The sequence below is a fragment of the Bacillus sp. TSO22 genome (genome assembly GCF_020223595.1).
In the GTDB taxonomy this organism is placed as follows: Bacteria; Bacillota; Bacilli; order Bacillales; family Bacillaceae; genus Bacillus; species Bacillus inaquosorum.
This window is the reverse complement of the sequence record NZ_JAHAWO010000014.1, coordinates 277996-292755: the sequence shown is the minus strand read 5'-3', so window position 1 is coordinate 292755 and position 14760 is coordinate 277996. Positions and strand designations below refer to the sequence as shown.

The window sequence follows — 14760 nt, the reverse complement described above, 5'->3', positions numbered from 1 at the left end:
TCACGAGCTGGCAGGGCGGTCTTTATGTCCCTGCTTTTTTTGATAGATCATGGTAACGACGGCAATAATCGCGAGAAAACCTATGCTCACAAAAAAACCGGGCCGGCTTGATTTTTCAAACAATGTACCTGACACAGCCGCAGCAATCAGAATCATCGCTAAATAAATTTGCGTTTTCCCCATTCCCTCAGGATCAGTCAGCTTTTTGCTGGAGAACAGGATAAACAGCCAAGTGTATAAAAGCATAAGCCCCGCTGCTGTCGTCATGTGCTCATAAATGTTTTTGGGCAGCACCAAGGACAGAATAATGGATAAGACAAGCCCCGCAAACGTCAGCCCCAGTGCCGGCCAGCATATTTTTTTGCCTTCCTTTAAGGTAAAGCATTTCGGCGCGTCGCCGTCATCAGCCATCGTACAAAGCAATGTCGTAACCGCAAATAGCGAAGCGACGAGGGTCGAGAACCCGGCGATAATGAAAATCCCGTTAAAAATATCGAGAATGATCTCAAGGTTGTATCCTTTTAACGATGTAATGAACGGGCTGTCCTGTTCTGTAAACTTGTGTAACGGAACCAAAAGCAAAGCCAGCCCGATTGAAATAATATAAATAATCGCAAGCGTCGCCAGCATCAGTTTTCCTGATTTAGACGCTTCCTCTGGTTTCTTTAAGTGAACCGCCATCAGCCCCATGACCTCAATTCCGCCAAAGGCGTAAAACGCGTAGATTAAGCCTGTCCACAGCCCCATGGCGCCGAAAGGGAAAAACTCACTCGTCTTATTTGGAACCTGTACATCAGGCCTTCCGCCGGATAGGATGCCGCATAATGCCAGGATGGCAATGACAATAAACATAAAAATAGCGGCTGTTTTGATGACTGCCAGTACATTTTCAGTCTTCTCAAAAACAGACAGTCCGGTGAAAATAATGAGAAGCCCAAGTACCGCATAGATTGAAGCAAACACCCATAACGGCACCTGAGGAAACCAATGCTTCGTAAATAGTGAAATGGCTGTCAACTGGCTTCCGGTAATCAGCATTTCTGATGTCCAGTACACCCAGCCGTTACTGAAGCCGGCCCATCTTCCGAATGCTTTCCTCGCATACGAACAAAACGAGCCTTTTTCAGGATGTTTTGCAGACAGCTTGGCAAGCTGTTCGAATACAAAATACGTACCGATCGCTCCAATTAGAAATGAAAGCAGAACGGAAAAACCGCTTTTCACTATTGCGATGCTGGAACCGAGAAAAAACCCAGTTCCGATTGTGCATCCGATCCCGATTAATGACAGCTGCCACCAAGCTAAATTTCCTTTTTGCTGATCTTGTTTTGTTTGACTCATAATCATTTCAACCCCTTTTATCTAAGGTTAGATTGCGACCCGCCCGAAGCTTATATACATCGGATTTTTGCCTCTTTTTACATGGAGAAGGCGGCGAACGCTCATACTAATGGAAAAAAGGAGCGAGCCGATGACACAGCGATATATCGTAGAGCCGAAGAAAGGGCTTGGGCTGAAGCTGAAAAAGGGGCAGATTTTGAAGGTGGTTGATGTTGAGGGCCAGCAGGTTGCTGATTTTGTCGCGTACCATGCCAAGGATTTTTATGAACACCTTGATCAGGGAGCGACGATTGATGCCAATCATTCCATTCATGTGAAGGTCAACGACCATCTCTATTCCAATCTGTACAAACCGATGCTGACGCTGATTGAGGATACGGTCGGCAAGCATGATCTGCTGCTCCCCGCCTGCCGTCCTGATATGAACAGGCTCTTATACGGCAAGCAAAAGGATGAGTTTCAGGATACGTGCTATGACAATATGAACCGTGCGCTTGAGCAGTTTGGCGTGCCGAAGCCCCACATGCATTACCCGTTTGCAATTTTTATGAATACTGTCCTTGATGAGAAAGGGAACCTGTCTGTGGAAACGCCCCTTTCAAATGCCGGGGATTATGTAAGGCTGCGGGCGGAAATGGATTTGGTTGTCGCGTTTTCTTCCTGCCCGATAGAAAAAGGTAAGTGCAATGGCGATAGTGTAACGTCAATACGGGTGGAAGTCAGCTGATCTCTCTTGTTCACTGTGAATGAAGACCTGTGCTATATTTAAGGGGATACATAACTGTCATGATTCATTTTCATCAATTTGGGGAAATGATCAAATAAGAAACAGCGAAACTGTACAGGAGGAATGATTGGGATGAGCATGCAGGAAAAGATTATGCGTGAATTACATGTGAAGCCCTCAATTGATCCAAAGCAAGAAATTGAGGACCGAATCCATTTTTTAAAACAATATGTAAAGAAAACCGGCGCTAAAGGCTTTGTATTGGGAATCAGCGGCGGACAGGATTCAACTCTTGCGGGGCGCCTTGCCCAGCTGGCGGTGGAAAGCATTCGCGAGGAGGGCGGAGACGCTCAATTTATCGCGGTCCGTCTTCCGCATGGCACACAGCAGGATGAAGACGATGCACAGCTTGCTTTGAAGTTTATTAAGCCGGATAAATCATGGAAGTTCGACATTAAATCGACCGTCAGCGCTTTTTCTGATCAATATCAGCAGGAAACGGGCGATCAGCTGACTGACTTTAATAAAGGGAACGTAAAAGCAAGAACAAGAATGATCGCTCAATACGCGATCGGCGGACAAGAAGGCCTTCTTGTCATTGGCACTGACCACGCAGCTGAGGCTGTCACTGGTTTCTTTACGAAGTACGGTGACGGCGGAGCCGACCTCCTGCCGCTGACTGGATTGACGAAGCGTCAGGGAAGAAGCCTGCTGAAAGAGCTGGGTGCACCGGAACGCTTATATCTAAAAGAACCAACTGCCGATCTGCTCGACGAAAAACCGCAGCAGGCGGATGAGACAGAGCTTGGCATTTCCTATGAGGAGATTGACGATTATCTCGAAGGAAAAGAAGTATCAGCGAAAGTGTCAGAAGCGCTGGAAAAACGCTACAGCATAACTGAGCATAAACGTCAGGTTCCGGCGTCTATGTTTGATGACTGGTGGAAATAAAATGAAGAAAGCCCGCTCTCGGAGCGGGCTTTTGTCATGTGCAGGATCTTTATTTGATGCGGATATGATTCAGCTTTACCATCAATCTGTCGGTGAACCTTCGGAGGCTGCCTCTCGTATCAGGGTCTAATGTAAGCTTGGCTCTCGCGGCAATGGTTTCTGCCGCATCCTGAATCGACATGTTGTCTGTTTGGAGGTGATCCGCAAAGACTGGTGATGACAATCCTTCAATGCAACGGTCGATTTGTTTGGCGGCCCATGAGTTTTTTCCTTCTGCTCTTGTGCGCAGCCGTTTTAACAAGGTTTCCTTTGAAGCCATTAGTGTAAAGTGGTGAACCGTCTGGCCGTCATGTCTGAGCCTGCCGATGATCTCATTAAAGTATTCAGGGTGTACAATCGTCATAGGCACAATGATGATGCCGCGGTATGTATCGGTCAGGGAGGCAAGCAAGCTGTAATTGAATGCCCGCCATAAGGGATAGCTTTGAAAATCGTCCTCCGCGACCTCCGGAGGTATCATGGAGCGCATCGCAAATCCCATTTTTTCAGGATCATACACGTACGACGGTTTCAGCCTTCTGTGCAGTTCGAAGGCTGTTTGTGTTTTTCCGGAACCGAAAGCCCCGTTTATCCAAATGATCATCTCCATTTCTCCCTTCTCACTTATGATACAAAAAAAGACCCTTCGAACGAAGAGTCAGCAGGAAAAACAATAAAAGCAGTGAGCTTGAAAGGTTTTAATGCTTTTTTGCGTCGAAGTATTAAAATATCTGTGGAAATGTTGTACAATGAATGTCATTCAGGCAAAAACGTTTGAACGGAAAAGGACGGGCAAGCCGGTATCTATATAAATATTCGCAAAATAAGCATATAATGAATATAAAATTTCATTCCTTAGGAGGATTTCGCCGAAGATGAACGCTAAACGAGCCATCCCAGTAAGAGAAAGAAATATCGTCCTGATCGGATTCATGGGTGTAGGAAAAACGACAATCGGCCAATTGGTCGCTAAGAAATTATATAGAGATTTTATCGATATTGACCAAGAGATCGAAAAGGATTTCAAGATGACAATTCCTGAGATGTTTGAGGAAAAGGGAGAAGACTTTTTCCGGAAAACGGAGAAGGAATATATTTTAGACATCTGCCATCATAAACGATTCAAAATCGTATCTCTGGGCGGCGGGTCTTTTAAACAAGAGGAAATCAGAAAGTGCTGTCTGGAAAACTGTCTCGTGCTTCATCTGGACCTGTCATGGGAGAACTGGAAGCAGCGCGCGGACTTATTGATCGAGAGCCGCCCTGTGCTGCATAACCGTTCAATGGATGAAATGGAACAACTGTTTAACGAAAGAAAAGTCATTTACGACAAACACAATTCAAAAGTGGCAACAGACAACCTTTCTCCTGAGGAGGTCGCCGATTATATTGTAGAGACATTAAAAATCGGCTGGGATCTTTATCAGCCAATGTAAAAAGCCGTGCGGTGCGCACGGCTTTATTTATCATTTTACGCCTTGTATCAAAATGGCTTTTAAGCAAAAGGAGTCGGGCTGTCCGTTTTGTTTCAATTTGATGGAGAACGTATCACGTGCTTCTTCTGATGCCTGATGTAAATGGCTGATAATCTGTTTTTCCCGATCGGCGGGGGTTCCGCCACGTTTGATCCAGCTTTCGTATTGAATCGGCAAATTCCACTTTTGGATGTCTTGATAGCTCAGCTGATTGGCGGTGAACATTGACTGCCATTCTGATAATGAGCCTTCCCGAACATGGGAAGGATCTCGGAGCTGGTTCAAATGATTGACAAACTCATCAAGAACGGGATCTTCAGGCGCGTAATGATCGACCAAGAGAAAACGTCCGTTCTTTTTCAGGACGCGTGCAACTTCGCTGACGGCTTTGCGGACATCTGAAAAATGGTGGGCCGCGTATCGGCAGGTGATGATATCAAATGAATCGTCGGGGAAGGGGAGTGACTCGGCCATTCCTTGCTGAAAGCGTACGTTTCCCGCTCCTTTTTCTTGCGCAAAGGAGGACGCAACCTCAACCATCTCTTTCGTCGCATCAACACCGATGCATTCCTGCACATATGGAGAAAATGCCAGCGCCGTATGGCCAGCACCCGCTCCGATATCCAGCATCCGCTGCTCTGCCCGGCATTCCGCCGTTTTGATCATCAACCCCAAATCTTCGCCTTCAGCAAATACCTTCTCATCCCGATACATCTCGGCGTTAATAGAAAACGGTGTTTCATTTGTCATGTGAACCAGCCCCTTTTTTTGTAAATGATGATATGGATTATGTTAGCAATTTCTGTTATGATTCGTCCAAGATATAAAAATGATAAAAACGATAGGATCAACCTATGGAGGCTGAAATGGATATTAAAGTGATGGAATACGCAGCGGAAATCGCCCGGCGCCAAAGCTTTACAAAGGCAGCAGATCATCTTCATATCGCTCAGCCATCTCTCAGCCAGCAAATCAAAAAGCTTGAGACTGAGCTGGGGCTTACCCTTTTTCACAGATCCCACGGCTCTGTTACACTGACACCCCACGGCCGGCGTTTCATTGAAAAAGCCGAGGACATTATTCGTTCCAGAGATGATTTGCTCCGGGAGATGCAGGAGCGGTCGCAGGGGCTCGGACACAAGCTTTCCATTGGGATTCCTGCTGTAACGGGGAGATATATCTTTCCGCCTCTGCTGAAGCAGTTTTTGGCCCGTTATCCTCATGTGGAGGTTCAGCTTGTTGAAAAAGATCCGGTATCTTTAGAGGAGATGACGGCAAAGGGAGAGGTTGACCTTTCTGTTTTATCCTTGCCGATCGAGGATGAACGGCTCGCCATTACACCGTTGCTCACGGAACCGATTGTTCTCGCAGTGCCGAAGGAAAAACAAAGGTGGATGCCGCCGGAAATGATCGCGCTGATTGAGAAAGCGCTGGAGGGAGAGGAGGGCCGCAAGCCGTGCGTGCCGCTTGAAATGGTGAGGCACGTGCCTTTTATTCTGTTAAAAGAAGGCTTCGGTTTTCGCAGGACAGTTCTCGATCTCTGTGCGGAAAGCGGCTTTAAGCCGAATACAGCTTTTAAGACGAGCCATATTGAAACCGCCCAATCCCTTGTGGCCAATGGTTTAGGTGTGACAATGGCGCCGAATATGGTCAGAAGGGATAAAGATCCTGGTGTGATCTATTTATCTATTCAATCCGCGCCATCACGAACCCTAGTCTTTGTATTTTTAAAGAACCGCTACGTCAGCTTGACAGCTCAGGCCTTTATGGAACTGAGCCGGGAAAGTCTTAAACAAACGTTTGATGAAGGCAGTCTGGGAAACAAAAGTGAAAATATTTAGAAAACAGGTTCTGAACGTGGTAGTATAGGAATACAAACTAAATCTTATAAAACAAAGGAGAATAATCGGAAATGCAACTATTCGATATGCCGCTCGACCAATTGCAAACATATAAGCCTGAACAAACAGCACCGAAAGATTTTTCTGAGTTTTGGAAATCGTCTTTGGATGAACTTGCGAAAGTCCAAGCAGCACCTGATTTACAGCCGGTTGATTATCCTGCTGATGGAGTAAAGGTGTACCGCCTCACATATAAAAGCTTTGGAAATGCCCGCATTGCCGGATGGTACGCGGTGCCTGACAAGGAAGGCCCGCATCCGGCGATCGTTAAATATCACGGCTACAACGCAAGCTATGACGGTGAGATTCATGAAATGGTGAACTGGGCGCTCCACGGATACGCCGCATTCGGCATGCTTGTCCGCGGCCAGCAGAGCAGCGAGGATACGAGTATTTCTCCGCACGGTCACGCTTTGGGCTGGATGACGAAAGGAATTCTTGATAAAGATACATACTATTACCGGGGCGTTTATTTGGACGCCGTCCGGGCACTTGAAGTGATCAGCAGCTTTGACGAAGTTGACGAAACAAGAATCGGTGTGACAGGCGGAAGCCAAGGCGGAGGCTTGACCATTGCCGCAGCGGCTCTATCAGACATTCCGAAAGCCGCGGTTGCTGATTATCCTTACTTAAGCAACTTTGAACGGGCCATTGATGTGGCACTTGAACAGCCGTACCTTGAAATTAATTCCTTCTTCAGAAGAAATGGCAGCCCGGAAACGGAAGAACAGGCGATGAAGACACTTTCATATTTCGATATTATGAATCTCGCTGACCGAGTGAAGGTGCCTGTTTTGATGTCGATCGGTCTGATTGACAAGGTCACGCCGCCGTCCACCGTGTTTGCCGCATACAACCACTTGGAGACAGAGAAAGAGCTAAAGGTGTACCGCTACTTCGGGCATGAGTATATCCCTGCCTTTCAAACGGAAAAACTTGCTTTCTTTAAGCAGCACCTTAAAGGCTGATTAAACGGGAAAAGCCGCCGCGTATCATCAGGCGGTTTTTTTCTGCAAACTGCCGGAATGAGAACAGACTGGAGACGAATAGATATGAAACAAAGGATCATTGATGAATTAAAACGAATCGAGCAGTCATACGGAGTCAAAATCGTATATGCCGTTGAGTCAGGAAGCCGCGCATGGGGATTCCCGTCGCAGGACAGTGATTATGATGTCCGCTTTATTTATGTGCCGAAAAAGGAGTGGTATTTTTCAATTGAGCAGGAGCGGGATGTGATTGAGGAACCGATTCACGATTTGCTGGATATCAGCGGCTGGGAGCTGAGAAAGACGCTGCGCCTCTTCAAAAAATCAAACCCGCCGCTCCTTGAATGGCTGTCCTCAGACATTGTGTATTATGAAGCATTTACGACCGCAGAGCGGTTAAGAAAACTGCGGATGGAGGCATTTAAGCCTGAAGCAAGCGTGTATCACTATATCAATATGGCGAGAAGGAACGTCAAGGATTACCTTCAAGGGCAAGAGGTCAAAATCAAAAAATATTTCTACGTGCTTCGGCCTATTTTGGCTTGCAAATGGATTGAAAAGCACGGAACCATTCCGCCAATGGATTTTACGGTTTTGATGGATGAACTTGTTACTGAGCCCGAACTGAAGGCAGAGATGGAAACCTTGCTTGAACGGAAAAAAAGAGGCGAAGAGCTTGATCTCGAAGCGAGAATTCATGTCATTCACCAATTCATTGAAACGGAAATTGAAAGAATCATGGAAGCAGCAAAATCGCTGAAAGCAGAAAAAAAGGATATGACACCTGAATTGAATCGTTTGCTTTTGAATACGGTTGAAGAAGTGTGGAAGGATGGAGGAAGCTGATGTTTTTTGTCGCTTCCTTTTCTCCTTTATTCGACAGAATGTCCCCCGACTTTCTAACTATCTGATTGTGGCAAACCCACAAAAATTATCAGAATCTTTGTATTTTGAGAATATTGTGAACCGCGGTTTTGTCCATTTACAATAAACTCATACAAATACTTCTTAGATTGCGGGGTGTTGAGGTTGGAAGTGATCACAAGAGATTTTTTCTTATTTTTATCCAAAAGCGGCTTTCTCAATAAAATGGCAAAGAACTGGGGAAGCCGGGTAGCAGCGGGTAAAATTATCGGCGGGAATGATTTTAACAGTTCAATCCCGACCATTCGACAGCTTAACAGTCAAGGCTTGTCAGTTACTGTCGATCATTTAGGCGAGTTTGTGAACAGTGCCGAGGTCGCACGGGAGCGTACGGAAGAGTGCATTCAAACCATTGCGACGATTGCGGATCAGCAGCTGAACTCACACGTTTCTTTAAAAATGACGTCTCTAGGTCTCGATATAGATATGGATTTGGTATATGAAAATATGACGAAAATCCTCCAGACGGCCGAGAAGCATAAAATCATGGTCACCATTGACATGGAAGATGAAGTCAGATGCCAGAAAACGCTTGATATTTTCAAAGATTTCAGAAAGAAATACGAGCATGTGAGCACAGTGCTGCAAGCCTATCTGTACCGGACGGAAAAAGACATTGACGATTTGGATTCTTTAAACCCGTTCCTTCGCCTTGTAAAAGGAGCTTATAAAGAATCAGAAAAAGTAGCTTACCCGGAGAAAAGCGATGTCGATGAAAATTACAAAAAAATCATCCGGAAGCAGCTCTTAAACGGTCACTATACAGCGATTGCCACACATGACGACAAAATGATCGACTACACAAAGCAGCTTGCCAAGGAAAATGGCATTGCCAATGACAAGTTTGAATTTCAGATGCTGTACGGCATGCGGTCGCAAACCCAGCTCAGCCTCGTAAAAGAAGGTTATAACATGAGAGTCTACCTGCCTTACGGCGAAGATTGGTACGGCTACTTTATGAGACGCCTTGCAGAACGTCCGTCAAACATTGCATTTGCTTTCAAAGGAATGACAAAGAAGTAAAAAAAGGAGAGATTATCATGACAACACCTTACAAACACGAGCCATTCACAAATTTCCAAGATCAAAACAACGTGGAAGCGTTTAAAAAAGCGCTTGCGACAGTAAGCGAATATTTAGGAAAAGACTATCCGCTTGTCATTAACGGCGAGAGAGTGGAAACAGAAGCGAAAATCGTTTCTATCAACCCGGCTGATAAAGAAGAAGTCGTCGGCAGAGTGTCAAAAGCTTCCCAAGAACACGCTGAGCAAGCGATTGAAGCGGCTGCGAAAGCATTCGAAGAGTGGAGATACACATCTCCGGAAGAAAGAGCGGCTGTCCTGTTCCGCGCTGCTGCCAAAGTCCGCAGAAGAAAACATGAATTCTCCGCTTTGCTTGTAAAAGAAGCAGGAAAGCCGTGGAACGAGGCGGATGCTGATACGGCTGAAGCGATTGACTTCATGGAGTATTATGCGCGCCAAATGATCGAACTGGCAAAAGGCAAACCGGTCAACAGCCGTGAAGGCGAGAAAAACCAATATGTCTACACGCCAACTGGTGTAACAGTCGTCATCCCTCCTTGGAACTTCTTGTTCGCGATCATGGCAGGAACAACAGTGGCGCCGATCGTTACTGGAAACACAGTCGTTCTAAAACCTGCCAGCGCAACACCTGTCATCGCTGCGAAATTCGTTGAGGTGCTTGAAGAGTCCGGATTGCCGAAAGGCGTAGTCAACTTTGTTCCCGGCAGCGGAGCGGAAGTCGGCGACTACCTTGTTGACCATCCGAAAACAAGCCTTATCACATTTACGGGATCAAGAGAAGTGGGTACGAGAATTTTCGAACGCGCGGCGAAAGTTCAGCCAGGCCAGCAGCACTTAAAGCGTGTCATCGCTGAAATGGGCGGTAAGGATACGGTTGTTGTCGATGAGGATGCGGATATTGAATTGGCGGCTCAATCCATCTTTACATCAGCGTTCGGCTTTGCGGGACAAAAATGTTCTGCAGGTTCACGTGCAGTTGTCCATGAAAAAGTGTATGATCAAGTGTTAGAGCGTGTCATTGAAATTACGGAATCAAAAGTAACAGCAAAACCTGACAGTGCGGATGTTTATATGGGACCTGTCATTGACCAAGGTTCTTATGATAAAATTATGAGCTATATTGAGATCGGAAAACAGGAAGGGCGTTTAGTAAGCGGCGGTACTGGTGACGATTCGAAAGGATACTTCATCAAACCGACGATCTTCGCTGACCTTGATCCGAAAGCAAGACTCATGCAGGAAGAAATTTTCGGACCTGTCGTTGCATTTTCTAAAGTGTCAAACTTTGATGAAGCTTTAGAAGTGGCAAACAATACTGAATACGGTTTGACAGGCGCGGTTATCACAAACAACCGCAAGCACATCGAGCGTGCGAAACAGGAATTCCATGTCGGAAACCTGTACTTCAACCGCAACTGTACAGGCGCTATCGTCGGCTATCATCCGTTTGGCGGCTTCAAAATGTCCGGAACGGATTCAAAAGCAGGCGGGCCGGATTACTTGGCACTGCACATGCAGGCAAAAACAATCAGTGAAATGTTCTAAAGCGGGACTAAATGGGCATCCTCCCTGCGGGGATGTCCATTTCATCCATATACTATAAAAAAGAGGAGGAAGTGCCATAGAAAACACACAGCTGATTATCTCGATTTGTATTTATATGGCGGGGATGCTGCTGATCGGCTACTTTGCTTACAAGCGCACGTCGAATCTGACGGATTACATGCTGGGAGGACGTTCCTTAGGTCCTGCTGTAACCGCTCTCAGTGCGGGCGCTGCCGATATGAGCGGCTGGCTGCTGATGGGGCTCCCGGGCGCCATGTTTTCAACAGGTCTGAGCGGGGTTTGGATTGTGTTCGGACTTTGCCTTGGGGCATGGGCGAACTGGCTCTATGTTGCGCCGCGGCTGAGAACCTATACTGAAAAAGCGGGGAATTCCATTACAATTCCAGGATTCCTTGAAAATCGCTTTGGAGATCAAACAAAGCTTCTCAGACTGTTTTCAGGAATTGTGATTTTAGTCTTTTTTACGTTTTATGTATCGTCCGGAATGGTATCCGGCGGCGTCTTATTCAACAGTATTTTGGGGATGGATTATCACACCGGATTGTGGATTGTGACTGGTGTTGTTGTGGCATATACCCTGTTTGGCGGCTTTTTGGCAGTCAGCTGGACAGATTTTGTTCAGGGGATCATTATGTTTGCCGCACTCATTCTTGTTCCGATCGTTACGTTTTTCCACACGGGAGGAGCAGGTGATACAGTTGCTGAAATCCGCTCTGTGGATCCAGATATGTTTAATATTTTCAAAGGAACAAGTGTCCTTGGCATTATTTCTTTGTTTGCTTGGGGTTTGGGCTACTTTGGCCAGCCGCATATCATTGTCCGTTTTATGGCGATAACGTCTGTCAAAGAGATCAAAAGAGCGCGCAGAATCGGAATGGGCTGGATGATCTTGTCCGCAGTCGGCGCAGTGCTGACCGGTTTGGGCGGAATCGCTTATTACCATCAGCGCGGCATGACACTGAAGGACCCAGAGACGATTTTTATTCAATTAGGGAATATTTTGTTCCATCCGCTTATCACAGGTTTTCTGATTTCAGCTATTTTGGCTGCAATTATGAGTACAATTTCTTCCCAGCTGCTTGTGACATCAAGCTCTCTGGTAGAAGACTTGTATAAGTCGATGTTCAGACGCTCAGCTTCTGATAAAGAGCTTGTGTTTTTGGGCCGTTTGGCTGTTCTGGCTGTTTCAATCATCGCGTTACTGCTGGCTTGGGAGAAAAACAATACGATCCTTGGATTGGTCAGCTACGCGTGGGCGGGCTTCGGTGCATCATTCGGGCCGGTTGTACTGCTCAGTCTGTTTTGGAAACGAATGACCAAATGGGGGGCACTCGCCGGCATGATTGTGGGAGCAGCAACTGTAATCATTTGGGCGAATGCCGGTCTTTCGGACTTTCTGTATGAAATGATACCTGGTTTTGCTGCGAGTCTATTATCTGTTTTTGTCGTCAGTGTATTGACGCAGGCTCCGTCACAAGCTGTCACAGACCAGTTCAACGACTACCACGATACAATGTCTCAATAAAGATCGAAAGGAGGAGGAAGGGGTTGTCCCTTTTTCCTCTTTTCTCCTTTTAAGCGGACGTTTTTTCTTTTGGAAACAAACGTATTTTTTTCTATACAAAAAGCCCCCGTATGGATATGATTAAAGTAAAAAAAGTATAGGAGAAAAAGGTATGGAAGAGCTTTTAGAGAGAGTTTTTTCATTTTCAGATGTTGATAAGCTGATTGATTTTATCAGTTATGAACTGCAGAAACCAGTCATACTGGAAAGCGCGGATTTCTTTTTGTTAGCCTATAATTCTTACTATATTAACCATTTTGATTCTGCCAACCAGCAGACTATTTTTTCAAAAAAATGTCCGGTTCAGATTTTTGAGAGGTTTCTGAAGGACGGAATCATTGAAAAACTGAAAACAGAACCTGAGCCTTTTCGCGTCAATAAAATTGAAAGCATTGGGTTAAACCAGAGGGTGGTCGTGAGTGCGAAGCACAAAGGGGAAGTTATGGGCTACATCTGGGTTCAGGAGCTGGACCAAAATCTGACGGACGAAGAGCTCGACTTTTTGTATGAGACCTCTTTTCATGTCGGGAAAATCATTTATAAAACGAACAAGCTGAAACAGGAAAAGGAAGAAAAAGCAGAGGATCTCATCAAACGGGCCATCTATCAGCAATTTATCTCTGAGAAGGAACTTAGACGGGAAGCTGAAAGAATCAACACCGTGCTGCCTTCGATGTTTTCAGTTGTCATCCTGCACGCCGCGAATGGGGATGGGGAAGCGGTTGAGGATTTAAAGGAAAATATCAGGTCGTACCTGAATTTGCGGGATAAAGTCAGTCATGTCTTAACGATCGAATCAAATATTGTCATCGTCGTAGCGAGTTTTTCCCAAAAAAGCTCCGTCTCCTCGGCAGCTTCAGAATTTATTAACAAGCTGTTAACACATTTTCACTTTCAAAAAATACCTACCCCTATTTATATCGGTATCGGAAACGAATATGATCACCTTTTAAAACTAGGCAAGAGCTACACAGAAGCACTTGAAGTCATCAAAGCCGCAGAAATCACCGGCAACCAGGAAAACATTCCATATGAATATGCCAAACTCGGCATTTACCGCTATTTAGAAAGCATTGAACAGAAAAATGAGTTTTTAGAATACGAGAATAAGGATTTGGCTTTATTAAAAGCAAAGGACCAAGAAAGCAGCACCGAGCTCCTGAAAACGCTGGAAGTCTATCTCCTCAACAACTGCAAAACAAAACCAGCAGCAGAACAGCTGTTTATTCACCAAAATACATTGAATTACCGCATCAAACAGATTACTGAAATGACGTCGATTGATTTAAGCGATTTCAGAACGCGATGCCAGCTCTATCTGGATTTGATGCTGATGAAAAAGAAATAAAAAAAGAAACCAGTACTTGTACTGGTTTCGTCTTCACTTAAAATCCTCTGTAAACGTACGGATCATCAGGCTTTTTAATGGTGTTCCAGTCAGTCACTTTCACAACAGGGAGCGTTGATTTGAATGGCTGATAATATTCTGAGGCCAGCGTGCCCTTAATTTGAATCCATTCATCATCCTTGATGTTGATGTCCTTAGGAAACTCCACAAGCATCCCGTACACGCCGGAATCAGCGATACAGTGAATGATGCCAAACCTCAATACGAAAAGCTGATTTTTGTTAATCGCGTTTCCTTTGTACGCAAATCCATGAAATTCAATCGTCCGCCCGAGAAATTCACCCGGATAGTTATATATCGTTTCCATTCCTTTTAGAAAATCATCATCAGTCAGAGAAATCTCTTTCTTGCTGGAATACTTATTAAACAGCTGTTTCATCTGTTTGTCATAGCTGTCTTGCGCATAATAAAGGCTGGCATCTGGCCGCAAATACTGTGTTTGGGAGTAATGATCCCCGCTCTCCATCGCCTTAAACGAGAACCCTTTTGTTTTAACAATGGATGAGTCAAGCGTCGCAATCGGGAAGAAGATGCCTGACACTAAAGGGAAAATAAAAACAAGATAAATCAAATAACGCTGATAAAATGGCTTGTTTTGTTCATGTTCGTGATCATGGCCGCACCCGCAATCATGATCATGGTGATGCCCGCCTTTTTCAGGCGACTTGATAAATACATATGCTTGAACGACTGTCAGAATAGCCAGCAGGAAGATCGCAATAAAGGAAAGATAGGCATATTTCATATTGATATATTTTGTTAGATTTCCTGAGGCATGCAGATGATAAAAGAAAAACGTAAATCCCATCAGCACCAATAGACGAAACATCCA

The 14760-nt window shown here is 45.3% G+C and carries 14 protein-coding genes; 10 read left to right on the top strand and 4 right to left on the bottom strand.

The window, feature by feature from the left end:
• Positions 1–1341 carry an amino acid permease gene (locus KHQ79_RS18690; protein ID WP_032732283.1) on the bottom strand — a complete coding sequence of 447 codons (1341 nt, stop codon included), beginning with the start codon at positions 1339–1341 and terminating at the stop codon, positions 1–3.
• A 130-nt stretch (positions 1342–1471) separates the two neighbouring features.
• Here KHQ79_RS18690 and KHQ79_RS18685 point away from each other — a divergent pair, with 130 nt between their 5' ends.
• Together KHQ79_RS18685 and nadE are read left to right on the top strand one after the other, a co-directional pair.
• Complete coding sequence (locus KHQ79_RS18685; RefSeq protein WP_019257412.1) at positions 1472–2068, top strand: DUF1989 domain-containing protein; 597 nt, start codon at positions 1472–1474, stop codon at positions 2066–2068.
• A gap of 132 nt (positions 2069–2200) precedes the next feature.
• Positions 2201–3019: an ammonia-dependent NAD(+) synthetase gene (gene nadE / locus KHQ79_RS18680; RefSeq protein WP_003241188.1), complete on the top strand. Its 819-nt coding sequence runs from the start codon at positions 2201–2203 to the stop codon at positions 3017–3019.
• A gap of 49 nt (positions 3020–3068) precedes the next feature.
• On the opposite strand, the gene tmrB is transcribed toward nadE, so the two are convergent.
• The gene (gene tmrB / locus KHQ79_RS18675) at positions 3069–3662 is read right to left on the bottom strand and encodes a tunicamycin resistance ATP-binding TmrB (protein WP_225516500.1); all 594 of its coding nucleotides are present in this window, start codon (positions 3660–3662) and stop codon (positions 3069–3071) included.
• Between the two features lie 271 nt (positions 3663–3933).
• Between tmrB and KHQ79_RS18670 the strand changes: the two genes are divergently transcribed.
• The gene (locus KHQ79_RS18670) at positions 3934–4494 is read left to right on the top strand and encodes a shikimate kinase (RefSeq protein WP_003241185.1); all 561 of its coding nucleotides are present in this window, start codon (positions 3934–3936) and stop codon (positions 4492–4494) included.
• Between the two features lie 30 nt (positions 4495–4524).
• On the opposite strand, the gene KHQ79_RS18665 is transcribed toward KHQ79_RS18670, so the two are convergent.
• Positions 4525–5283 (bottom strand): class I SAM-dependent methyltransferase, encoded by a 759-nt coding sequence (locus KHQ79_RS18665; protein WP_119913366.1) that lies wholly within the window; start codon positions 5281–5283, stop codon positions 4525–4527.
• Positions 5284–5399: 116 nt separating this feature from the next.
• Here KHQ79_RS18665 and KHQ79_RS18660 point away from each other — a divergent pair, with 116 nt between their 5' ends.
• From KHQ79_RS18660 to putR, 7 genes are all read left to right on the top strand, one after another.
• Positions 5400–6374, top strand: a complete 975-nt coding sequence (locus tag KHQ79_RS18660; RefSeq protein ID WP_119913367.1) for a LysR family transcriptional regulator — start codon at positions 5400–5402, stop codon at positions 6372–6374.
• A gap of 71 nt (positions 6375–6445) precedes the next feature.
• Positions 6446–7402: a cephalosporin C deacetylase gene (cah, locus tag KHQ79_RS18655; protein ID WP_003241178.1), complete on the top strand. Its 957-nt coding sequence runs from the start codon at positions 6446–6448 to the stop codon at positions 7400–7402.
• Positions 7403–7486: 84 nt separating this feature from the next.
• Positions 7487–8269 carry a nucleotidyltransferase domain-containing protein gene (locus KHQ79_RS18650; protein WP_003241177.1) on the top strand — a complete coding sequence of 261 codons (783 nt, stop codon included), beginning with the start codon at positions 7487–7489 and terminating at the stop codon, positions 8267–8269.
• 189 nt (positions 8270–8458) lie between these two features.
• The gene (putB, locus tag KHQ79_RS18645; protein ID WP_080010736.1) at positions 8459–9370 is read left to right on the top strand and encodes a proline dehydrogenase PutB; all 912 of its coding nucleotides are present in this window, start codon (positions 8459–8461) and stop codon (positions 9368–9370) included.
• A 17-nt stretch (positions 9371–9387) separates the two neighbouring features.
• The gene (pruA, locus tag KHQ79_RS18640; RefSeq protein WP_003241175.1) at positions 9388–10935 is read left to right on the top strand and encodes an L-glutamate gamma-semialdehyde dehydrogenase; all 1548 of its coding nucleotides are present in this window, start codon (positions 9388–9390) and stop codon (positions 10933–10935) included.
• 91 nt (positions 10936–11026) lie between these two features.
• The gene (gene putP, locus KHQ79_RS18635; protein WP_080428957.1) at positions 11027–12481 is read left to right on the top strand and encodes a sodium/proline symporter PutP; all 1455 of its coding nucleotides are present in this window, start codon (positions 11027–11029) and stop codon (positions 12479–12481) included.
• A gap of 151 nt (positions 12482–12632) precedes the next feature.
• On the top strand, positions 12633–13868 hold the full coding sequence (gene putR / locus KHQ79_RS18630; RefSeq protein ID WP_003241173.1) for a proline utilization transcriptional regulator PutR: 1236 nt from the start codon (positions 12633–12635) through the stop codon (positions 13866–13868).
• A gap of 37 nt (positions 13869–13905) precedes the next feature.
• On the opposite strand, the gene KHQ79_RS18625 is transcribed toward putR, so the two are convergent.
• Complete coding sequence (locus KHQ79_RS18625) at positions 13906–14757, bottom strand: TIGR03943 family putative permease subunit (RefSeq protein WP_003241171.1); 852 nt, start codon at positions 14755–14757, stop codon at positions 13906–13908.
• Positions 14758–14760: the final 3 nt, after the last annotated feature.